Origin of the sequence: Vibrio iocasae (assembly GCF_042245395.1) — a bacterium.
Classification (GTDB): Bacteria; Pseudomonadota; Gammaproteobacteria; order Enterobacterales; family Vibrionaceae; genus Vibrio; species Vibrio iocasae.
Genome location: NZ_CP145311.1, coordinates 2,369,400 through 2,390,144 on the forward strand (window position 1 = coordinate 2,369,400; position 20,745 = coordinate 2,390,144).

At 42.7% G+C, this 20,745-nt stretch carries 23 protein-coding genes; 8 read left to right on the forward strand and 15 right to left on the reverse strand.

The features are described from left to right. Window positions 1–20 precede the first annotated feature (20 nt). From SNR28_RS20445 to SNR28_RS20465, 5 genes are all read left to right on the forward strand, one after another. Window positions 21–560 (forward strand): GNAT family N-acetyltransferase, encoded by a 540-nt coding sequence (locus SNR28_RS20445; RefSeq protein ID WP_375750502.1) that lies wholly within the window; start codon window positions 21–23, stop codon window positions 558–560. Between the two features lie 50 nt (window positions 561–610). Further along, window positions 611–805: a DUF2986 domain-containing protein gene (locus SNR28_RS20450; RefSeq protein ID WP_375750503.1), complete on the forward strand. Its 195-nt coding sequence runs from the start codon at window positions 611–613 to the stop codon at window positions 803–805. A 250-nt stretch (window positions 806–1,055) separates the two neighbouring features. Then, window positions 1,056–2,531 (forward strand): putative basic amino acid antiporter YfcC, encoded by a 1,476-nt coding sequence (gene yfcC / locus SNR28_RS20455; RefSeq protein ID WP_375754132.1) that lies wholly within the window; start codon window positions 1,056–1,058, stop codon window positions 2,529–2,531. A 121-nt stretch (window positions 2,532–2,652) separates the two neighbouring features. After that, a complete protein-coding gene (locus tag SNR28_RS20460) occupies window positions 2,653–3,648 on the forward strand; it encodes a succinylglutamate desuccinylase/aspartoacylase family protein (protein ID WP_375750504.1) in 996 nt (331 codons plus the stop codon). Window positions 3,649–3,793: 145 nt separating this feature from the next. Further along, window positions 3,794–6,571, forward strand: coding sequence for a LamG domain-containing protein (locus SNR28_RS20465; RefSeq protein ID WP_375750505.1), 2,778 nt, complete (start codon window positions 3,794–3,796; stop codon window positions 6,569–6,571). A gap of 108 nt (window positions 6,572–6,679) precedes the next feature. Here SNR28_RS20465 and SNR28_RS20470 read toward each other — a convergent pair whose 3' ends face one another. Together SNR28_RS20470 and SNR28_RS20475 are read right to left on the reverse strand one after the other, a co-directional pair. Then, window positions 6,680–6,928 (reverse strand): hypothetical protein, encoded by a 249-nt coding sequence (locus tag SNR28_RS20470; RefSeq protein WP_375750506.1) that lies wholly within the window; start codon window positions 6,926–6,928, stop codon window positions 6,680–6,682. Between the two features lie 92 nt (window positions 6,929–7,020). Beyond that, window positions 7,021–7,212, reverse strand: a complete 192-nt coding sequence (locus SNR28_RS20475; protein WP_375750507.1) for a DUF1289 domain-containing protein — start codon at window positions 7,210–7,212, stop codon at window positions 7,021–7,023. Window positions 7,213–7,328: 116 nt separating this feature from the next. Between SNR28_RS20475 and SNR28_RS20480 the strand changes: the two genes are divergently transcribed. Then, complete coding sequence (locus tag SNR28_RS20480; RefSeq protein ID WP_375750508.1) at window positions 7,329–8,660, forward strand: MFS transporter; 1,332 nt, start codon at window positions 7,329–7,331, stop codon at window positions 8,658–8,660. Window positions 8,661–8,807: 147 nt separating this feature from the next. Here SNR28_RS20480 and tkt read toward each other — a convergent pair whose 3' ends face one another. From tkt to SNR28_RS20530, 10 genes are all read right to left on the reverse strand, one after another. Then, the gene (tkt, locus tag SNR28_RS20485) at window positions 8,808–10,796 is read right to left on the reverse strand and encodes a transketolase (RefSeq protein WP_375750509.1); all 1,989 of its coding nucleotides are present in this window, start codon (window positions 10,794–10,796) and stop codon (window positions 8,808–8,810) included. Window position 10,797: 1 nt separating this feature from the next. Further along, complete coding sequence (tal, locus tag SNR28_RS20490; protein WP_375750510.1) at window positions 10,798–11,748, reverse strand: transaldolase; 951 nt, start codon at window positions 11,746–11,748, stop codon at window positions 10,798–10,800. 82 nt (window positions 11,749–11,830) lie between these two features. Further along, on the reverse strand, window positions 11,831–12,280 hold the full coding sequence (locus tag SNR28_RS20495) for a PTS sugar transporter subunit IIA (RefSeq protein ID WP_375750511.1): 450 nt from the start codon (window positions 12,278–12,280) through the stop codon (window positions 11,831–11,833). Continuing rightward, entirely contained in the window at window positions 12,277–13,533 is a 1,257-nt protein-coding gene (locus SNR28_RS20500) for a PTS ascorbate transporter subunit IIC (RefSeq protein WP_375750512.1), read from the reverse strand. The genes SNR28_RS20495 and SNR28_RS20500 overlap by 4 nt, the downstream gene beginning before the upstream one ends. 12 nt (window positions 13,534–13,545) lie before the next feature. Continuing rightward, entirely contained in the window at window positions 13,546–13,815 is a 270-nt protein-coding gene (locus SNR28_RS20505) for a PTS sugar transporter subunit IIB (protein ID WP_375750516.1), read from the reverse strand. A 258-nt stretch (window positions 13,816–14,073) separates the two neighbouring features. Next, entirely contained in the window at window positions 14,074–14,583 is a 510-nt protein-coding gene (locus SNR28_RS20510; protein WP_375750513.1) for a hypothetical protein, read from the reverse strand. A gap of 228 nt (window positions 14,584–14,811) precedes the next feature. Further along, window positions 14,812–15,177, reverse strand: coding sequence for a universal stress protein (locus SNR28_RS20515; protein WP_375750514.1), 366 nt, complete (start codon window positions 15,175–15,177; stop codon window positions 14,812–14,814). A 274-nt stretch (window positions 15,178–15,451) separates the two neighbouring features. After that, on the reverse strand, window positions 15,452–16,711 hold the full coding sequence (locus tag SNR28_RS20520) for a PTS ascorbate transporter subunit IIC (RefSeq protein ID WP_375750515.1): 1,260 nt from the start codon (window positions 16,709–16,711) through the stop codon (window positions 15,452–15,454). Window positions 16,712–16,723: 12 nt separating this feature from the next. Next, entirely contained in the window at window positions 16,724–16,993 is a 270-nt protein-coding gene (locus SNR28_RS20525) for a PTS sugar transporter subunit IIB (RefSeq protein ID WP_375750516.1), read from the reverse strand. Between the two features lie 276 nt (window positions 16,994–17,269). Continuing rightward, complete coding sequence (locus SNR28_RS20530; protein ID WP_375750517.1) at window positions 17,270–17,764, reverse strand: hypothetical protein; 495 nt, start codon at window positions 17,762–17,764, stop codon at window positions 17,270–17,272. A gap of 255 nt (window positions 17,765–18,019) precedes the next feature. Here SNR28_RS20530 and SNR28_RS20535 point away from each other — a divergent pair, with 255 nt between their 5' ends. Continuing rightward, window positions 18,020–18,370: a rhodanese-like domain-containing protein gene (locus SNR28_RS20535; protein ID WP_375750518.1), complete on the forward strand. Its 351-nt coding sequence runs from the start codon at window positions 18,020–18,022 to the stop codon at window positions 18,368–18,370. Between the two features lie 48 nt (window positions 18,371–18,418). Here the strand turns inward: SNR28_RS20535 and SNR28_RS20540 are convergent, their stop codons facing one another. Further along, window positions 18,419–18,793, reverse strand: coding sequence for a YybH family protein (locus SNR28_RS20540; protein ID WP_375750519.1), 375 nt, complete (start codon window positions 18,791–18,793; stop codon window positions 18,419–18,421). A gap of 110 nt (window positions 18,794–18,903) precedes the next feature. On the opposite strand from SNR28_RS20540, the gene SNR28_RS20545 reads away from it, so the two are divergent. Beyond that, a complete protein-coding gene (locus SNR28_RS20545) occupies window positions 18,904–19,770 on the forward strand; it encodes a LysR family transcriptional regulator (protein ID WP_375750521.1) in 867 nt (288 codons plus the stop codon). A gap of 20 nt (window positions 19,771–19,790) precedes the next feature. Here the strand turns inward: SNR28_RS20545 and SNR28_RS20550 are convergent, their stop codons facing one another. Together SNR28_RS20550 and SNR28_RS20555 are read right to left on the reverse strand one after the other, a co-directional pair. Then, on the reverse strand, window positions 19,791–20,201 hold the full coding sequence (locus tag SNR28_RS20550; protein ID WP_375750522.1) for a PPC domain-containing DNA-binding protein: 411 nt from the start codon (window positions 20,199–20,201) through the stop codon (window positions 19,791–19,793). 45 nt (window positions 20,202–20,246) lie between these two features. Beyond that, entirely contained in the window at window positions 20,247–20,669 is a 423-nt protein-coding gene (locus SNR28_RS20555) for a DUF3859 domain-containing protein (protein WP_375750524.1), read from the reverse strand. Window positions 20,670–20,745 lie beyond the last annotated feature (76 nt).

Genomic DNA, 20,745 nt, shown 5'->3' on the forward strand with positions numbered 1-20,745 from the left:
TTTGAAACATAGAGTGATGAATGAAAGCTCCAGTACTAGAAACATCCCGATTTACCATCCGAGCATTTGAGAAAACAGATCTAAGCACTTTTGCGGAGTATCGAGCGCAAGAGTCTGTTTCTCGATATCAAACATGGACAGACTATTCGTACGAACAAGCGCTCGCTTTTTTTGAGCGTATGGATTACACCCACTTTGCTGATAATGGGCTTTGGTTTCAGTTGGCTATCGCTTCAAAAACCTCGAATGAGCTACTCGGGGATGTGGCGCTCCACTTTATTGACAACGAACAAATAGAAATTGGCTTCACCATTGCACCAAAACACCAAAAGCAAGGTGTCGCTACCGAAGCTGTCTACGCCGTTCTTGACTACCTGTTTAATACACTTAATAAGCATCGTGTCATCGCAACAACCGATGCAAGAAATGCAGCTTCATACCAGTTGCTTGAAAAACTGAGATTTCGTCGAGAAGCACACTTTGTTCAAAACATTTTCTTTAAAGGAGAATGGGGAGACGAATATCAATACGCATTGCTAAAAACCGAGTTTGCTAAATAGAGCGAAACTGGCTATTCTCCTCCACCGCACAAAATCAGGACATATTCGGTATGAACAGAAAAAAGAAGATCAATCAGATTCTGAAACAAAAACAAAAAAAGCGAAACGCCAAGCTGCATAAAAGCAACAAACCAAAATACATCTCGAAGGCAGAGCGCGCGAAACTGGAACAGGAAGCTGAGCAGCAAGGTACAGAGGCGATAGAAACTGAAACGGTAGAAACTGAAGTAGAGACAGAAGAATAGTGCATGGCTAGTTCGCTCACTATTTAGAACATTCAAAAACTTCGATTTATTGATTTACAGACCAACAAGCAACCTAACCATATATAATCTTGATTGGCGACAAACAATTAGTACAAATAACCTAATATGCATTTGACACCCATATTATCTTATGGATATTTTGTCCCGCATAACGTTTTATTTGGAATATTTCATGTCACATGCAGATTCTCGAACGCTAGATTCGGCTACAGAAAAACAGTCATGGCAGATGCCTGACACCCTCATTCTTATATTCATTATTGGTATTCTGGCAGCCGCTGTTACCTACTTTGTACCTGCTGGCCATTTCGACAGCCAGCAAGTTTCCTACATGGTTGATGGCGCAGAAAAAACGCGAACCGTCATTGATCCTGCCTCTTTCGCTTATGCGACAGACGAAAACGGAGAACTTGTTTACAACAAAGTTGGTCTGTTTGCTTCCGGTGGTGGCATTGGCCTTATGAACTTCCCATTTGAAGGACTGGTATCAGGTTCAAAATGGGGAAGCGCCATAGGTGTGATCATGTTCATGCTGGTGATCGGTGGTGCTTTTGGCATAGTGATGCGCACTGGAACAATCGACAACGGTATTCTTCGTCTTATAGACAAAACCAAAGGCAGCGAATCTTTGTTTATCCCGGTCCTGTTCCTGCTGTTTTCACTTGGTGGTGCCGTATTCGGAATGGGTGAAGAGGCTGTCGCTTTTGCCATTATCATCGCACCGCTTATGGTTCGGCTGGGCTACGATGGCATCACAACTGTTATGGTCACATACGTAGCGACACAGATAGGTTTTGCTACTTCATGGATGAACCCATTTTCGGTTGCTATTGCTCAGGGCATCGCTGGTATCCCTGTTCTTTCAGGTATGACCGTTCGCATGGGGCTATGGTTAGGGTTTACGCTTATCGGTATCGCTTTCACTATGGTGTATGCGTCACGCATTAAAGCGAATCCTGAACTGTCTTACAGCTATAAAACTGACGTACATTTCCGCACAACTGAAGATAACAATCACGTATCGCGCTGGAACCTAGGAGATACTCTTGTCATCCTGACAGTTGTAGCAACAACCGTTTGGGTAGTATGGGGGGTTGTCGTTAACGCATGGTACATTCCTGAAATTGCATCCCAGTTTTTCACTATGGGATTCGTTGTCGCGATCCTTGGTACGCTATTCCGACTGAACAACATGACATTAAATGATGCGGCTGATGCCTTTAAAGAAGGTGCTGGCATTATGTTAGCTCCTGCTCTGTTGGTCGGTTGTGCAAAAGGTGTCATGTTGATTCTGGGAAGTGGCACTACTGACGAAGCTAGCGTATTGAACACCATCTTGAATAGTGCTGGTGGTTTTATTAGCGGTGTACCAGATGTAGTAGCTGCATGGTTGATGTATGCTTTCCAGTCCATCTTCAATTTCTTCGTTACTTCGGGTTCAGGTCAGGCAGCTCTTACAATGCCGCTAATATCCCCGCTGGCAGACATTGCGGGTGTAACGCGTCAGGTAGCCGTGCTGGCATTCCAACTTGGTGATGGTTTCACCAATGTGATTGTTCCTACATCGGCTTCGCTAATGGCAACATTAGGTGTATGTCGAATCGATTGGGGTGACTGGGCAAAATTCTGCTGGCGATTTATCCTGATACTATTTGCTCTATCCAGTGTCGTTGTCATCACTGCGCATATTATGGGCTTCGCATAAAATCAGACAAAGAGGCGAGACAAGATCTCGCCTCTTCTGTTTAATAGAAACCGTTTTCAACTAAGATTGGCTTAGTTACATTGATTAAGCCTTATTATCAGATGTTATGGAGTAACTACTAATGGCAACACTGTTTGTTGACGATGTCATCCAAGGTCATAAAGTCATTAGCGCTTTAGATGTAAGCGATATCGAACCTGGGGAACATAAGTTTTGGTTCCAGGTCGCAAGGAATGCAGTATCTCAGTGGCAACACTTACCGGTTCTTGTATTTAAGGGCAAAAAAGCAGGTAAGAAGGTGCTTATCACTGCGGGTGTCCATGGCGATGAGTACAACGGTGTACTCGCGGCTCAGAAGCTTGCTCGCGATCTGGTTGATACCGAACTAGCCGGCACCATCACTATTGTTCCAAGCATCAACTTATCAGGTATGCTCCACCACAGCCGGGATTTCTTTTCTGCCGATCCGGATACCTCTCCTTCGAACCTTAATCGTTACTTTCCAGGAAAAAAATCGGGAAATGAAGCAGAGCGCTATCTCCACTCACTTTGGCAAAACCTGTTAAAACCCAATGCAGACCTCGCTATCGATCTTCACACCCAGACCAGTGGAACCGTCTACCCTCTATACGTATTTGCCGATTTTAGGATTGAACAATCGTTGAAAATGGCACGCTTAATGAACGCTGATGTCATCCTTAATGATGGTGGTGACACAGGTGTATTGGAGACAGTGTTTAATAACAATGGTATCCCAAGTATAACCGTAGAAGTTGGCATGGGTCGTTATACCGAAGAACATCTCATCGATCGTACAGTGGAAGGTATCTTCAATATTCTTAAGCACCATGGTGTGATCAACGCAGAGCCCGCACCTTATATAGAGAGCTTAGAAGGAAATGAAACGTTCAGCATTCGCGCTGAGTTAGGTGGTTTTATTCTTCCTCAGGTAAAAATGCTGGAAAAAGTCGAAGAGGGTCAATTACTGGCGGTTCAGTACGATGGATTTGGCAGTGAGATACATCGTTACCACGCTCCGACATCAGGAACTGTACTGAGCCACAATATCGAGTCCATCCGAGCTCCCGGTTCTTTAGTCGTACGATTGATTAAATAGCTTTCCAATATAAACGGTGCCATAACATTACAAAAAATTAATCTTCCTGTTAGAGGTGGTTTAAGTTCCAGACGAACAATGTACCCAACTGGTTACTCCTTTGTTCAGATGCGACTTACCATTTCTATACGGAGATTATATTTCCATGGCACTCCAACTGCTGCCCTCCTTTACCTTTCTGGCTTTATCTCTTATAGCCGCAACAAGCACTAGCAGCTTCGCAAACGCAAACACCGATTTTAAAACCTATTATACAAAGCTTGCGAAAGGTGAAAGTTGGGAAGCCACATCGCGTACATGGCTTCATCCCGACATTGTGGTACAGGTAAACAGTCAACTAAAAATAGAATTCTGGCGCGGAACCAGTTATTTACCCGTGCTGGTCAGTGAAAAAGGTCGTTACCCCTTTCCAGAGATTGTTCCCCGTAAAGGAGACGGTTCCAAAACAATGCCTGACAAGGTCAACATGTATTCTCATGTGAAAGTGATCGAATCCGGTACAAACAAGGCCATTGTTCAATGGCGTTACATGCCCACATTCTCTGCAGGCAATCCTAAAACAGATGAAAGCCATACCAAGTTCGTTGATGAGATTTTCACGTTTAATTCCGATGGTTCGGTGAGCCGATCGGTCAGGCAAGGCTCAGCAAAGTATGATGACTGGGCGGATCCACTAAATAAAACCGTTCAAATTTATAAGTTAACTCAGAATGGCATCACAACCCTTTCAACCACCTCCCCTAACTCATCATCAACGAGTCCATCAGCAATACCGAGCGAGGTTAAAACACCAATTGCCACCTCACCCAGGTTTTGGCTAAAACTCGATGAGGGCTCAGGTTCAGCAGCACAAGACGCCATTTCAGGAAGCAATCTGACTATCACCGGTGACAAAGCAAACTGGAAAAGAGGCGTGTCGGGCACAGCACTCGCACTAAACGGATATACCAACTATCTGAGCGATCCCGCCACCAACCTTCAGGCAATCAGTCAGGCAGTAACCATGGAAACCTGGATAGCCATCGGAGCATACCCCTGGTATCAACAAGCCATACTTCATAAAGGTGATGTAGACACTCTCGAATCCTTTGGTTTGTACATCGATGAAGGGGGTGAGTTGTTTATGCGGATTCGCAACGGAACTTCAGTTGAAGAACTGGTGTACCCTACAAAGCTCTCGACACGAAAGTGGTATCACATAGCAGCGACATACGAAGCAAGCAGCGGTTCGATTGCACTGTACTTAAATGGGGTTCTTGCCACCTCCAACACGGTTTCCGCAAACCCAATAAAAACAGGAAGCGCACCATTACGTATAGGCCATGGGCTATCTGATAGTGGCTATAACTACACGCTAGATGCTCTAATTGATGAGGTCAGAATCTACGACGTAGCTCTTAGTTCATCGCAAATCTCAGAGTCATACAACAAGTACAAACCTGAGCAAAAAGGCATTAATAACCCCGATATCGAAAAGCGGACCATACCTGAAGGCAGCACCCAAGGTCGATTTGGGGCTCGTTACGAAAAGCTAAACTTCTACGATACCTGGGAACAACTAATGCGTGACAGTGAGTATGCTGACATTGTCATTGAATATGATGACGCTCCGCTCAAAACTATTTTCTGGCGAGCTGCTACCTATTCTCCCATCCACCTCAATGACAATAAAGGCAGGTTTAACTCGGAATTTAATGAGAACTTTCGCTATATAAACGGCAAGCAATACTGCTGTGCTGAACCCATGTCAGACAAGCAACATCACTACGGACACGCTCGAATTATCGAGAATAGCCCCGCAAGAGTGGTTGTTCATTGGCGATATGCTCAAGTATTTGATGACCATATGAACAACAACTACGATTCATCCACAGGCTGGGGAGATTGGTCAGACTGGTACATGTATGCTTACCCGGATGGTGTGACGGCTTATGAAATGATTTTTTGGTCGTCTAGTCTGAACAATTACGTGGAATGGGGAGAAAGCATGTTGCTTCTTGCTCCGAATGAAGTCCCTGAAGATATTATCCCGTTTAACAACACCGTTGAAAACATCAATCAGTCCAGCACAACCGCCTGGAATTGGTCAAAAGACTGGAACACACTCGACAAACTACACAACACGGGGACTAAGCCACAAATCCAACGAATCAATATCAAAGGCAGTGAGTACAAACCCTTCACCATGGTGGATGACTCAACACTAGAATTCTGGGGACCTTACAATGACTTTAACCGTTATAGCCATTGGCCTGTTGGTCAAAAGAAAACACACGGTGAAAGTGATTACGGAAAATCTTCCAGAGTGGCACACACATCCATATTAAAAACAGCACCACCCAATCGAGGCTACGTAAACGGGCGCATCGCTTCCGGGACATGGCGTAAAAACAACCGACTGGAAGGCATGAGTAACAAGAATACCAATGAGCTAAGAAAGTTGTACCGCTCCTGGTCACAACCACCAGCCATGTATAATACCAGTGGTATTTCAGGTCGTTATTCTAAGGATGAAAGAGCCTTTAAGCTAACCTCTTCAGCAGAAGTTATGTCATTTGATGTTGCGGCCTCTTCGGCAAACCCGTTGATTAACCCGTGCTTTGTGATTCAGAACTGGGGAACCAAAAACGAAGCCATTATCAAATTGGATTCGTCCCCTGTCACTGGTGCAAAGCAAGGGATTGTCTACGGCACGAATGGGAATCCTTCAATGGTGATTTATCTTCCCATCACATCCGAAACGAACACCAACATTTCTATCCAGAAGGGAACCGCTCCAATATCAGATAAGCCATATCCGGAAAATGAAACACCCGTTACCTCAATAGGATCGGGTGGCGGCTTGTTCTTTTCACTTGGAGCACTGGTTGGACTGGCAATGTATAGAACGGTAAGCAATCGTATCTCAAATCCTGCACGATAATATCTTCAATTACCTTATCTTTCAGGCCAGCAACCTATCTGCTGCTGGCCTGAATTCTTATTTGAGGACTTAGGGAGTAAACAAGGAAATTATTGAGATCCGTTCACGTCAGATAGCGTAAAAACCAAATAAATGGTTCACCTTCACAGGGCAGTCACCGATCTGATGGAGGACCATTTTTGCATCTTCCGGACTATTGAAGCTTAATGGGATCTCCAGATTGTCTGTGAATGGGACTTCATTACCTTCATTGTCGTGAAAGTTAACGTGCCATCCACAGGTGTTTACATCGTGGACAATATTCGCATCAACAAGGACATGTGCCGCTAGTTTCCTACGGCATTCTGAGATTTCCATACCACACTCCATTACTGACAATCTCATTAATAAAAATAGTCCCGTTTCGTGATTTTTGCTAGCCGCTTACTCGTACTTAGAATATCAATTTCTTAAGCTCCGTTCTGTTTCGCAATCCGTTTTTTACATCGGATAACAATACTGATTTTTTCATCTTCGGATTTATTTACCCAATCAGCAATTTCTGATGAAGACCTAAAACAGCCTTTGCAAATCGCGCCTTCATCCAACTCGCACCGACCTGTGCACGGGGTAATGACACTTGTATTATTTCCTATAAACATGCCTGTTTGATCCGATCAATATAAATGAGTAAAGGAAATCTTATAAAACAATCGCTTTTCATAGCAAGCAAACATACCATTAGGAATAACGATCTTTCTCAAAGTGCGCAAACTTTATGACTCTCAAAGATATCCTTCGTATTCGCAATGTCCGTTACTACTTAATGTTTCGAAGCAGTTACTTTGCGCGCTTTTACTATCCGGTATTCACCTTACTCTATCTCGATTACGGTCTAACCCTTTCTCAGTTTGCCATGCTCAATGTCGTTTGGGCTGCCACCATTGTGCTTGCTGAAGTTCCATCAGGTGCATTTGCCGACACCTTGGGTCGCAAGAAGCTGGTAGTTCTATCTTCGATAGTTATGTTTATCGAAATAGCCATGATCGCCTTTGTTCCAACGGGTAATCCCACTTTGGTATTTTTCGTGTTTTTGATAAACCGGATATTAAGTGGACTAGCAATGGCTCTGGCCAGTGGCGCGGATGAGGCGCTGGCTTATGACACTTTAAAAGAGCAAGACAAAGAAGATTTATGGCCGCGTGTATTACAGATCCAGCTTCGCATCGCCTCTGGTGTGGGTATTTTTGTCACCTTAATCGGGGCCGCGATGTATGACGTGAACTTTATGGCGAACATATACCAAGCTCTTGGATTTCCAAAACCTGAAAGTACTCAAGAGATCATGCGCATCCCAGTGTATGCCACCTTGCTTGTCGCGTTGGTCGCTATTTACTCTGCTACAAACATGAGGGAAGAAAAAAGGGTTTTACCCAATAATAGCAGTAGGCTAGCAACCACAATAGCAAGCCTGAAACTGACAATGAACACAGGTAAATGGGTGCTTTCCACACCCTATGTACTTTTTATATTGCTCTACTACAGCTTGTTTGAGCACACATCCCGCATGTTTTTAACCATGAACAGTCAGTATTACACGGCCATTGACATCCCCGTTATCTACTTCGGACTTATAGGTGCAGGGATCAGTGTGTTAAAAATAATATTGGCAGGACAGAGTCGTAGATTAGCGGAAAGCATCGCACCAAGACGATTTATTTTTATCATGGGTTTAGCCAGCATGGCGACCTATTACTGGATCAGTCTGGGATGGTCAATTTACGGTGTATTACCCGCTCTGATCTTAATTTTCATCATTATGACGATGAATATTTTTATCAGTTACCACCTAAACAAAAAAACTGACTCACACAACAGAGCAACCGTACTCAGTTTCAAAGGGTTAATGTTTAATCTGGGATACGGCTCGATAGGTATCCTATACGCCTACTACTATAAATTGCTGTCTCAGAACTACACCGAGCAACAAGTTGAACAACACCTCGATTTTCTGGCCTCACTCTCTTCATTTTTCTACTATTTCTCGTTTTTGTTCATTTTGATAACTGCGATTTTCTATTTTAGAGACAAAAAGAAGGCGATATTTTAAGAGGGTATTGTGGGGTAGTGAGAGCACGAAAAGTATTCTCAAACATATCAACTAACGTCCAATATACACTCAAACAAAAAAGCCACGCACCAAGACATGGATTGTGCGTGGCAACCGGATTTTACGGTTAAAGGAACCTAGAAATTGTTAGATAATTTCTCTGGCCTTCTCTACTACGTTTTCAACAGTGAAGCCAAACATCTTGAATAGCTCACCTGCTGGTGCAGATTCACCGAAGGTTGTCATACCGATAATGCGACCGTCGAAACCTACGTACTTGTACCAGTAATCAGCAATACCTGCTTCGATAGCAACACGAGCTGTCACATCAGAAGGCAGTACAGATTCACGGTACTCAGCGTCTTGCGCATCAAATACGTCCGTTGCAGGCATAGATACGACGCGTACCTTCTTACCTTCAGCCGTTAGTACTGCTGCTGCCTCTACTGCTAGCTCAACTTCTGAACCTGTTGCGATGAAGATAAGCTCTGGCTTGCCATCACAATCTTTCAGGATGTAAGCACCTTTCGCAATGTTCGCTACCTGCTCTGCATCACGCTCTTGCTGTGCAAGGTTCTGACGAGAGAAAATAAGAGAAGTCGGGCCATCTTTACGCTCGATAGCGTATTTCCAGGCAACTGCTGATTCAACCTGGTCACATGGACGCCATGTACTCATATTTGGCGTCACACGTAGAGAAGCCATTTGCTCAACAGGCTGGTGCGTAGGACCATCTTCACCCAGACCGATAGAGTCGTGCGTGTAAACCTGAATGTTCTGAACTTTCATTAGCGCAGCCATACGCATTGCGTTACGAGCGTATTCCATAAACATTAGGAAGGTTGCACCGTAAGGAACAAAGCCACCGTGAAGCGCGATACCGTTCATGATAGCCGTCATACCGAACTCACGTACACCGTAGTGGATGTAGTTACCAGAGAAGTCTTCACGAGTCAGCGACTTAGAACCAGACCACATAGTCAGGTTAGAAGGTGCAAGGTCAGCAGAACCACCCATGAACTCTGGTAGCATAGCACCGAACGCTTCTAGAGCGTTCTGAGAGGCTTTACGTGATGCGATGTTTGCAGGGTTTGCCTGAAGGTCAGCGATGATGGCTGATGTCTTCTCTTCCCACTCAGCAGGTAGTTCACCGTTTACACGACGCTTGAATTCAGCTGCCAGCTCAGGGGAAGCGGCTGCGTATGCTTCAAACTTCGCATTCCAGTCTGCTTCTTTCGCTGCGCCTGCTTCTTTTGCATCCCATGCTTGAGCGATATCAGCCGGGATTTCAAATGGACCGTGTTCCCAACCAAGGAATTCACGTGCTGCTGCAATTTCTTCATGACCCAGAGGTGCACCGTGACAGTCGTGAGAGCCAGACTTGTCCGGAGAACCAAAACCGATGATAGTTTTAGTACAGATTAGTGTTGGACGAGGGTCTGCTTTCGCTGCAATGATAGCCGCATCAATTGCCGCTGCATCGTGACCGTCAACAGCAGGAATTACGTGCCAGCCGTAAGCTTCAAAACGCTTAGGTGTGTCGTCTGCAAACCAGCCTTCAACGTGACCATCGATAGAGATGCCGTTGTCATCCCAGAATGCGATTAGCTTACCAAGGCCCAGTGTACCTGCCAGAGAACATGCTTCGTGAGAAACACCTTCCATCAGACAGCCATCACCCATAAATGCATAGGTGTAGTGGTCTACGATTTCATGATCCTCTTTGTTGAACTGTTCTGCAAGAGAGCGTTCAGCCATCGCCATACCGACTGCGTTAGTAATACCCTGACCCAGTGGGCCTGTTGTTGTTTCGATACCTGGCGCATAGCCGTACTCTGGGTGACCCGGAGTTTTAGAGTGTAATTGACGGAAGTTCTTCAGGTCATCGATAGACAGCTCGTAACCAGTCAGGTGAAGCAGAGAGTAAATCAGCATTGAGCCGTGGCCGTTTGAAAGGATAAAGCGGTCGCGGTCAGCCCACTCTGGGTTTTGTGGGTTATGGTTCATGTGGCCACGCCAAAGTACTTCGGCGATATCAGCCATACCCATAGGTGCACCTGGGTGACCTGAGTTAGCTTGTTGAACACCATCCATGCTTAGTACACGGATTGCATTTGCAAGTTGTTTATGTTCCATATTAAAGCTTCTCCTCTATCATTGACTCTAACTTACCCTGATCGATAGCAAAGTTACGGATACCTTCAGCAAGTTTATCAACAGCCATGGCATCCTGATGATGTTCCCAGTTAAACTGCATTTCTGTCATAGGTGCGGGGCGTTCTTTCAATTCAGCCGCAGGCTTTAGTTTTGCTACCACCTCTCCCTCTGCTGCTTCAAGTTCAGCTAATAGTTGAGGAGCGATTGTCAGGCGATCACAGCCTGCAAGTTCAAGAATTTCACCAATGTTTCGGAAACTAGCACCCATTACGATTGTCTTGTAATCATGCTCTTTGTAGTAGTTGTAGATCTTGGTGACAGACAGTACACCTGGATCTTCAGCCGCTTCAAAATCACGGCCTTCTTTCGCCTTGTGCCAGTCCATGATTCGGCCAACGAAAGGAGATATAAGGAATGCACCTGCTTCAGCACATGCGCGAGCCTGAGCAAATGAAAATAGAAGAGTCAGGTTACAATTGATCCCTTCTTTTTCTAGGATCTCTGCTGCACGAATTCCCTGCCATGTAGAAGCTAACTTAATTAGAATTCGATCGTTGGAAATGCCTGCATCATTGTACATCGTCACAAGCTTACGTGCTTTCTCAACACTTGCTCCTGTGTCATAAGAAAGGCGTGCATCGACTTCAGTTGAAATGCGGCCGGGAATGGTTTTTAAGATCTCTTTACCAATGTTTACTGCAAGCATATCGCAGGCATCCTCAACCTGCTGAGCCTTATCTTCGCTGTTTGACTGAGCAAACAGAACTGCGCTATCAATAAGCGGTGCATACTCTTCAATCTGTGCTGCTTTAAGGATAAGCGAAGGGTTGGTGGTAGCGTCTTCTGGCTGGTACTTACGGATAGCATCAATTTCACCAGTATCTGCAACTACTGTGGTGATTTTACGAAGCTGAGTTAACTTGTTATCCATGTTTCATTCCTAATAAATCTAGATTTCGTTAAAAAGAAGCCCTCTTGCGGAGGGCTTAGATATTCGCTTGAATAGTAAGTAATTAATACTTCTTCAAGATCGACACTATTTCCGATTCTGATTCTGCTGCGATAATTGCATCAACATCGTCGTCATTCTGGAACAACTCTGATAACGCCATAATGGTTTGTATATGACTGTCAGAATCCATAGCTGCTAGTGTTATTGAAAAATAAACATCACCATTATCATCTGACTCCAGGTCTACACCGTTTTTGAAAACTGTTACCTGAAGACAAGCTTCATTCACGCCATCTTCAGGGCGGGCATGAGGCATCGCTATCTTTGGTGCAAGCACATAATATGCACCAATCTCTTTGTGTTTGGTTTTAATCGCTTCAAGGTAACTTGGTTCAACCTTGCCTTGTTTTAGCAGTTTTGAACAAGTGATATCCAATGCTGCATCAACACTTAAGCCTTTTTCCTCAGTGATAACGATACCGTTGTCACCAATCAATTTTAAAATGCTCATTGTACAATCCACCCTAGAATCAGACCTACTACACCAAAGTCAAAGTCAGCAAACGTTGTTGCCTCAAGACCTAAACCACCCAGTACAGGTAACAGAAGCATTGGCAGGAATGAGATGCACAGACCCTGCGTAAATGCACCGAGTACTGCGCCACGAAGTCCACCTGTCGCATTACCATAAACACCTGCTGCACCGCCAACGAAGAAGTGAGGAACAACTCCCGCTACGATAATGGTCCAGTCAAGTGCACCCTGAATACCCATTGCGACTAAACCAGCGGCAAATGAAGACAGGAAACCAATCAATACTGCATTCGGTGCTACCGGGAAAACCATAGGACAATCAAGGGCTGGTTTTGCACCTGGTACCAAAGTATCTGAAATCCCCTTAAATGCAGGAACAATTTCTGCGATAAGCATCTTCACACCCTGCAGAACGATATATACACCACCAGCAAATACTAACGATTGCATAAAAGTGAAGACAACCCAGTTTTGGCCACCAGAGACTGTTTCTACAAATTCACCGCCAGCAAAAATGGATGACAGCATAAAGAAAACCGCCATTGTTGTTGCTACTGCTACTGGTGTATCACGAAGGAACATCAAGCTCTTTGGTACATTCAAATCCTCTGTTGATTTTTCCGTGTTACCAAATTTGCTACCGATAAAGCCAGCAATAACATACGAGAACGTCGAGAAATGACCGATTGCCAGTTGATCTGTGCCCATTACCTTTTCAGTATATTTCTGGCCAATAGCTGGCATGATAACCATTAGAGCACCAACCAGGATTGAACCAGAAGCAACCAGTGCTGTACCTGTCATACCCGAAGTTGAGAGGATTACTGCCACCAACATCGACATAAACATAGTATGGTGACCGGTCAGGAATATATATTTTAATGGAGTAAATCTTGCTAAAAGGATATTAACGATAAAAGCAAAGAACATGATTAACGCCATTTCATAACCAAATGCTTCTTGTGCTAGAGCAACAATAGCTTCGTTATTTGGTATAACACCACTTACGCCAAATGCTTCGGTAAATACAACTGAGAAGTTATTTAAAGCTCCAACGAGCGCACCAGCACCAAAGCCTAAAATAAGGAAACCCATGACGGTTTTAATTGTTCCCTTAAGAACTTCAGATACATCTTTCTTTTGTGCAACCAGGCCTACAAATGCAATTAAACCGACCATTATCGCGGGCTCTTTTAGAAGCCCAAGCATAAATTGAAAAAAGCTTTCCATTATTATTTCCCCTTAAAGGTATTTTTCCAGTTCATTTTGAATTGCGTTCTTGTCAAAGATATTTGCAAGACCAATTACGTTTTCTTTACCTGCTGCAGTTAATTGCTTAGCTACATCATTAGCTGCCACCCAAATATCGGCATTACTTGACGCAGCTGAAGATAAATCCTCATGATCGACTTCCGCTTCAAAACCAATTTTCTTAGCAACTTCTTTAACGGCCATCTCCATCATTAAAGAGGTACCAAGACCATTACCGCAAACTACCATTATCTTTTTCATATACGCTTTCTCTATAGGGTAAATACTTTGAAATATTTCTATCTCGTTATTGAGTGAGTAAATAATATATAAAAAAGCGATCATAAATACGGATCCAGATCACAAGATCAAACTGACCTTGTGACATATATCACATTTAATACAAAAAAAATGGCTAACCCAAAATTGAGGGTTAGCCATAGAGGTTTTGTAGTTAAACTTTAAATTCGTACTCTGAATTCAGCAAAAAATACCTAGAAAATAAAATTTACTTATAGCCTAAACTCTACTTTCTCCGTCTCCATAATCAGTTAACATCTTCCTAAGCATACTATTAACATCTCTAGTTTTCTTATTTCTTTTAGTTAGCTCACTCAATGATGTAGGAAGCTCTAAAGGTTTATTAACTTCAATCGTTTCTTGATTTAGTTCAGAACTATATATTAAACCCTGCACAACGGATAACAGTAATCTAATTTCTTCTCCGTCAAGATTAGTTAAAACCACAATATTCTCTGACTCGATCTTATTTATCGTAAGAATGCCATATTGTTCAGTTTCAACTTTTTGACCAATTAATAAAGACTGAGGAGGAACAGATCGATCCGTTAACTGCCCACTACGTAGTTTTGCTGCAGTTATAGATCGAATGTTTCCTGTATTCTCAAACGCAACAATAACTGTATAGGTATTATAGTATTCAATAACAGAGACATAACCATGCTTCTTGGTTTCAAATCTTGTACCAATTTGCATATCATGAGGAGCTTCTAGCTTTTTAACTAGCATCCGACATCCATAAAATAAAAAATAAAACAAATATAAACCGGAGGAGTATACACTGAACATCGTTCAAAATAAATACTGTGTTGAATAGTGTAACCGCTTATTGAACGTTCGATATTAATATTGGCTATAGAATGACTCACACAAGGAGACGACAGCTAAATAGATAGTGGAACATTCACAAGAAAGGTATCAGGGGAGGCGCCGATACCTTTGGCGCAAGTTAAATGACTAACGGACTGACACTACAAAAAGATCGACATCTACAGCTTTCATCAAATCAGCTGCGGTGGAGAACAATGAATGCCAAAAGTCGTGGTGATGAAAGCAGACAACCAGATCCACACCTTCATCTTTAACCGCTTTTTCTATGCGTTCACTAATACTGTCATCCCCAACTAAAATATTTTTAATTGGGTAATCAGCAACCTCTTTATGAGCTTCTAGCTTTTCAGCGTGATCAACACCGTAAACTTCATCTGCACTCATAAAGGACAGATCAGCACCCGTTGCTTTAGCAAGCAATACTGCTTTGTCTAACAACAACTTAGAATCCTCTGAAGGATCCATTGCAACTAATATATGTTTGTAACTCATAGTATTACCTCCATGCATTGTGGTTGCACTATAAGTATAGCCTGCAGCAGTACCGCTGATTGACTTACGATTGAGATTAGATAGGTTATTGAACCGCTATAATGAAGATCCTCAACGGAGTATCTGTCGCTAAAAAATAGCCTCCCAATTCTTTAGTTCCAGAATACTCCGTCGAGGAAATACTTTTTGAAGAATAAAAAAGCCACGCAATCAAACACGGGGATTTATGCGTGGCTACCGGAATCGTACCGTGAATAGGAGCGAACCTTTGTTGTTATAGTGATACTACCCAGCCTAAAATCAGACCTACTACACCAAAGTCAAAGTCAGCAAACGTTGTCGCCTCAAGACCTAAACCACCCAGTACAGGTAACAGAAGCATTGGCAGGAATGAGATGCACAGACCCTGCGTAAATGCACCGAGTACTGCGCCACGAAGTCCACCTGTCGCATTACCATAAACACCTGCTGCACCGCCAACGAAGAAGTGAGGAACAACTCCCGCTACGATAATGGTCCAGTCAAGTGCACCCTGAATACCCATTGCGACTAAACCAGCGGCAAATGAAGACAGGAAACCAATCAATACTGCATTCGGTGCTACCGGGAAAACCATAGGACAATCAAGGGCTGGTTTTGCACCTGGTACCAAAGTATCTGAAATCCCCTTAAATGCAGGAACAATTTCTGCGATAAGCATCTTCACACCCTGCAGAACGATATATACACCACCAGCAAATACTAACGATTGCATAAAAGTGAAGACAACCCAGTTTTGGCCACCAGAGACTGTTTCTACAAATTCACCGCCAGCAAAAATGGATGACAGCATAAAGAAAACCGCCATTGTTGTTGCTACTGCTACTGGTGTATCACGAAGGAACATCAAGCTCTTTGGTACATTCAAATCCTCTGTTGATTTTTCCGTGTTACCAAATTTGCTACCGATAAAGCCAGCAATAACATACGAGAACGTCGAGAAATGACCGATTGCCAGTTGATCTGTGCCCATTACCTTTTCAGTATATTTCTGGCCAATAGCTGGCATGATAACCATTAGAGCACCAACCAGGATTGAACCAGAAGCAACCAGTGCTGTACCTGTCATACCCGAAGTTGAGAGGATTACTGCCACCAACATCGACATAAACATAGTATGGTGACCGGTCAGGAATATATATTTTAATGGAGTAAATCTTGCTAAAAGGATATTAACGATAAAAGCAAAGAACATGATTAACGCCATTTCATAACCAAATGCTTCTTGTGCTAGAGCAACAATAGCTTCGTTATTTGGTATAACACCACTTACGCCAAATGCTTCGGTAAATACAACTGAGAAGTTATTTAAAGCTCCAACGAGCGCACCAGCACCAAAGCCTAAAATAAGGAAACCCATGACGGTTTTAATTGTTCCCTTAAGAACTTCAGATACATCTTTCTTTTGTGCAACCAGGCCTACAAATGCAATTAAACCGACCATTATCGCGGGCTCTTTTAGAAGCCCAAGCATAAATTGAAAAAAGCTTTCCATTATTATTTCCCCTTAAAGGTATTTTTCCAGTTCATTTTGAATTGCGTTCTTGTCAAAGATATTTGCAAGACCAATTACGTTTTCTTTACCTGCTGCAGTTAATTGCTTAGCTACATCATTAGCTGCCACCCAAATATCGGCATTACTTGACGCAGCTGAAGATAAATCCTCATGATCGACTTCCGCTTCAAAACCAATTTTCTTAGCAACTTCTTTAACGGCCATCTCCATCATTAAAGAGGTACCAAGACCATTACCGCAAACTACCATTATCTTTTTCATATAGACTTTCTCTGTAGTGTAATTAGTTGAGACATCTCTATCTCGCTATTGCATGATTGCATGGTATATAAAATAAGCATGATTTTAAGAGATACAAGTCACAAGCCCAGATTGATTTCGTGAAGCAAATCACACTAAAGGATCAAAGATCCACTTTTTAAACGAATAGAGGAAAAGGACGATAAATAAAATTACTTATCGCCTTATGAGTTTAAGTTGATATTGAGTGTTTTGATACGAGAGGTGTTTAAGACCGGAAAAGAAAGAATCTAATAATTACTTACCATAATCGTTTAACATTTTTCTTAGTAAGCTATTAACATCTCTTGTTTTCTTATTTCTTTTAGTTAATGCACTCAATGAGGTAGGTAATTCCGGAGAGGTTTTATCTTCATCTACTTGTTCTGAGGATTCAGTTTTATCTATTAACTTCTGGACGGTAGCTAATAAAAGTCTTACTTCTTCACCATATTCATTCTCTAGTACAACAATATTCTCTGATTCTACTTTTATAATTGTCAAAGCACCATGTTTATCGGAATCTACTTTCTGACCAATTAATAAAGACTGTGGTGGTACAGATCGATCAGTTAATTGTCCACTACGAAGTTTGGCTGCTGTAATAGAACGAATATTTCCTGTATTTTCAAATGCTACGATAACAGTATGTGTGTTGTAATATTCAATTACCGTTACGTAACCATGCCTCTTGGTATTAAATTTTGTACCAATTTGCATATCATGGGGGGGATCCATTTTTTTGATTAACATCTAATATCCGTAATACACCGCGTGGAAATACATCCTCCTAAGTATACACCCAAGGCATTCCAATACAAACTACTTACACGAGCACTATACATGCATGAACGTAAGTTGCGATTGAAATCAGGGGTACCAACACCCTTACATACAACTCCTTTCCCATTCAAACATTCACCTCGTTATATGCAAAAACTAGTAAACTATTTTAGAATATACTAATATTCATTATCTTTACTCAAATGGCACCTACTGATCATGGATATGCAACTACTCATTTTTTTAGCCGCTATCATCTTATTTATCGCTTATAAAAAGTATCGCTCTAATCAAGTTGTATCTGCTCTTTCCGAGCTCAATGCTGATGAACTTCAGTTACTTGATGTGAGAAGCGAAGCGGAGTTTGCAGGCTTTAACGCCCCAGAAAGCCTGAACATACCGGTACAAGCTTTGATGGCTGGAAATACAAAAGGGTTAGACAACTCGAAAACGATTCTCGTCTATTGCGCGTCAGGAATGCGCTCGGCACCTGCCGCTACCTGGCTGAAAAAGCAGGGATACAATGTGATTAACGCGGGTACCGTGGGGAATGTCATTCAAAGTATTAAGCTGTAGAGTCGTATCTACTAAGTAAGGTAAGTGCCTTAAACACTTACCTGTCCATTAACGTTCACCCTGAACTTCAAAGTCATCATGAACCAATCGGGCATGGCCATCATCCTCAACCACCCAATGCTCTCTATGAACCACTCCAAATGCGCTATTCATCGTCCATTTCGAAGTCAGAATATACCCGTCTTCTCCACAAGGTTCCCAGTTAACATCTGTATATGCTACATCCTTAAACCCTTTGTCCATAATATCTTGCCAGAATGCCTGAATTGCAGCTCTACCTTCAAATGTACCAAATGGTCGAGCATGCATTGTGCAGCCATGAGAATACTGGTCTGCACACCCTTTAGCATCCTGTGCGTTAAACGCCTTTTGCCACGCCCCAATACCCTGTTTACAAGCAGCTAATACATCTTGATCGAACATTATTTTCTCCTAATTTGATGCCCTAACGATTCGAAGAGCAGAATACCCATATCAATCAAGCTGAAAAACAGAGATAATAAAAATTACTGTTTGAATTAATAGAACAACCGATGAATAAACTAAGACAGATGTCAATCTTTGCTCATATCGTTGAAGAAGGTTCCGTTTCGGCTGCTGCTTCCAAACTCGATCTCTCTAAGTCTGTGGTAAGTCAGCACCTTAAGGCTCTTGAAACTGAACTGGGTGTAACACTGATTAAAAGAACGACAAGAAGGCAAAAACTCACTTCAACAGGGGAAGCCTTTTATCAGAGCTGCAAAAACATCAACATCATTGCACACTCAGCATGGGAAAGTGCCCAGGAATCTCTGGTTGAGCCTCAGGGGCGATTGCGTATTACAGCACCAAACGCACTAATGGATATACTCGTCGCACCGGTTGTAGCTGACCTGATGAAGCGTTACCCAAAATTGAAACCAGAGCTTATAAGTGATGATCAACCACTAAATCTTATGAAGCATGATGTTGATCTTGCTGTTCGGGTCGGTACCTCAGAAGACAGTAACCTTAAGCAAAAACGAATTGGTGAGTTCCGGGATGTGTTCTGCAGTACCCTGGAAGTAAAGAAAAAAGGCATAAACGACGTACCCTATATCGCTAATCATTGGCAAGGAAAGTACGTTCAGCATAGCTTTACGTCAGCAAACGGTGAGTCATTAGTTTATGAGAAAGAAGCAGACTGTATCACTAACTCATTTCACAGTTGCCTGGCATTGATTCAATCAGGTGCAGGCGGTGGCATCATTCCAGACTTTTATTTCTCTCAGCTCAATACAGAGCTTGTGCCACTACTACCGGATATGGAGCTATCCAAAAACACGGTTTATGCTTTAAACCCATTCAGTGAAAGCACTCCCTTATCAGTAAAGCTATGTATCACCGCCCTCGAAGAACGATTAAAAAGCCGTTTGGAGTAACCATATCGGTCCACTCCCGTTTATACAGAGTTATCTTGAGAGTTCACGGTCAACTCTGTATAACCTGTTGTGCTATCAAAACTACGAGAGAATCGAAGGGATAGATAGATATGAACAATCAGTTCAGCAGTCGTATCGACAATACTCCCTTCTAGTAAGTGCCCGCCAACCACAACACCATCACTGTCTGATACCGAAACGTGAATATGCTGATGTTCTGGCGTTAAAGTCCCCATTACAGATACGATCTCTAATGGTTCTTCCAGTAGCAATGTTTTTTGTGCTCCCGCTAAGCGAAGGTTTACAGAAGACAAACAGCCAACACACGAAGCAATACTACCAGCCTTGATATCATGTTCAGCCACAAGTTGTGCGATTGCTCTTTTTAAATCCGAACCTCGGGTTAACCTAATTACAATGGGAGATATCATTGATTAATTCCGCGTAAAGTACAGCATTGAGTAGACGAATCGTTTTTAAAAGCCACGACGTTTCCAAAACTCGCCTTCATCTCTGGCATAAACATCAAAAGTCTTGTCCGCGATGATTCGGTTATCTAGCTCAACCGTCATTCGCCACTTCCCTACTTTGTTATCGATTGGCTCCCAGATTGTATCCCCAAGATAGAAGTCCCAGTCATTGTTTCCGACATGTTCTTCACCATCAAAAGGATCTAACACTTCTCCATCGGGAGATGTGATATTGGGGTGATAGATACAGTAGCGAATCTTCTTCCCTTTCGCTTTTTTGATATTAACAATAAAACCAAACTCAATATCTATCTCCGCAGGTACCTGAGTGGTGAACTCCTGAACCTTGGGCAGTTGTTTAGACTTGGCATCCCAGGTAGAAAATATGCCATAAGAAGTAATTTCAATAATGGGAGAGCGTTTGGCCATGGTGTTTTATGTTCTATTTGGAAATAATTAGACGCGGCAGTGTAACACTACTGAGCAACAAGCTGAAATGTGTAAA

Excerpts from the sequence above, each read along its gene's own strand:
- SNR28_RS20460 (WP_375750504.1), top strand. The coding sequence starts at position 2,653 with ATGGCAACACTGTTTGTTGACGATGTCATCCAAGGTCATAAAGTCATT.
- yfcC (WP_375754132.1), top strand. The coding sequence starts at position 1,056 with ATGCCTGACACCCTCATTCTTATATTCATTATTGGTATTCTGGCAGCC.
- tal (WP_375750510.1), bottom strand. The coding sequence starts at position 11,748 with ATGGATAACAAGTTAACTCAGCTTCGTAAAATCACCACAGTAGTTGCA.
- SNR28_RS20450 (WP_375750503.1), top strand. The coding sequence starts at position 611 with ATGAACAGAAAAAAGAAGATCAATCAGATTCTGAAACAAAAACAAAAA.
- SNR28_RS20445 (WP_375750502.1), top strand. The coding sequence starts at position 21 with ATGAAAGCTCCAGTACTAGAAACATCCCGATTTACCATCCGAGCATTT.
- SNR28_RS20530 (WP_375750517.1), bottom strand. The coding sequence starts at position 17,764 with ATGTTAATCAAAAAAATGGATCCCCCCCATGATATGCAAATTGGTACA.
- SNR28_RS20500 (WP_375750512.1), bottom strand. The coding sequence starts at position 13,533 with ATGGAAAGCTTTTTTCAATTTATGCTTGGGCTTCTAAAAGAGCCCGCG.
- SNR28_RS20545 (WP_375750521.1), top strand. The coding sequence starts at position 18,904 with ATGAATAAACTAAGACAGATGTCAATCTTTGCTCATATCGTTGAAGAA.
- SNR28_RS20470 (WP_375750506.1), bottom strand. The coding sequence starts at position 6,928 with ATGGAAATCTCAGAATGCCGTAGGAAACTAGCGGCACATGTCCTTGTT.
- SNR28_RS20480 (WP_375750508.1), top strand. The coding sequence starts at position 7,329 with ATGACTCTCAAAGATATCCTTCGTATTCGCAATGTCCGTTACTACTTA.
- tkt (WP_375750509.1), bottom strand. The coding sequence starts at position 10,796 with ATGGAACATAAACAACTTGCAAATGCAATCCGTGTACTAAGCATGGAT.
- SNR28_RS20510 (WP_375750513.1), bottom strand. The coding sequence starts at position 14,583 with ATGCTAGTTAAAAAGCTAGAAGCTCCTCATGATATGCAAATTGGTACA.
- SNR28_RS20495 (WP_375750511.1), bottom strand. The coding sequence starts at position 12,280 with ATGAGCATTTTAAAATTGATTGGTGACAACGGTATCGTTATCACTGAG.
- SNR28_RS20515 (WP_375750514.1), bottom strand. The coding sequence starts at position 15,177 with ATGAGTTACAAACATATATTAGTTGCAATGGATCCTTCAGAGGATTCT.
- SNR28_RS20540 (WP_375750519.1), bottom strand. The coding sequence starts at position 18,793 with ATGTTCGATCAAGATGTATTAGCTGCTTGTAAACAGGGTATTGGGGCG.
- SNR28_RS20535 (WP_375750518.1), top strand. The coding sequence starts at position 18,020 with ATGCAACTACTCATTTTTTTAGCCGCTATCATCTTATTTATCGCTTAT.
- SNR28_RS20465 (WP_375750505.1), top strand. The coding sequence starts at position 3,794 with ATGGCACTCCAACTGCTGCCCTCCTTTACCTTTCTGGCTTTATCTCTT.
- SNR28_RS20550 (WP_375750522.1), bottom strand. The coding sequence starts at position 20,201 with ATGATATCTCCCATTGTAATTAGGTTAACCCGAGGTTCGGATTTAAAA.
- SNR28_RS20555 (WP_375750524.1), bottom strand. The coding sequence starts at position 20,669 with ATGGCCAAACGCTCTCCCATTATTGAAATTACTTCTTATGGCATATTT.
- SNR28_RS20520 (WP_375750515.1), bottom strand. The coding sequence starts at position 16,711 with ATGGAAAGCTTTTTTCAATTTATGCTTGGGCTTCTAAAAGAGCCCGCG.
- SNR28_RS20525 (WP_375750516.1), bottom strand. The coding sequence starts at position 16,993 with ATGAAAAAGATAATGGTAGTTTGCGGTAATGGTCTTGGTACCTCTTTA.
- SNR28_RS20475 (WP_375750507.1), bottom strand. The coding sequence starts at position 7,212 with ATGTTTATAGGAAATAATACAAGTGTCATTACCCCGTGCACAGGTCGG.
- SNR28_RS20505 (WP_375750516.1), bottom strand. The coding sequence starts at position 13,815 with ATGAAAAAGATAATGGTAGTTTGCGGTAATGGTCTTGGTACCTCTTTA.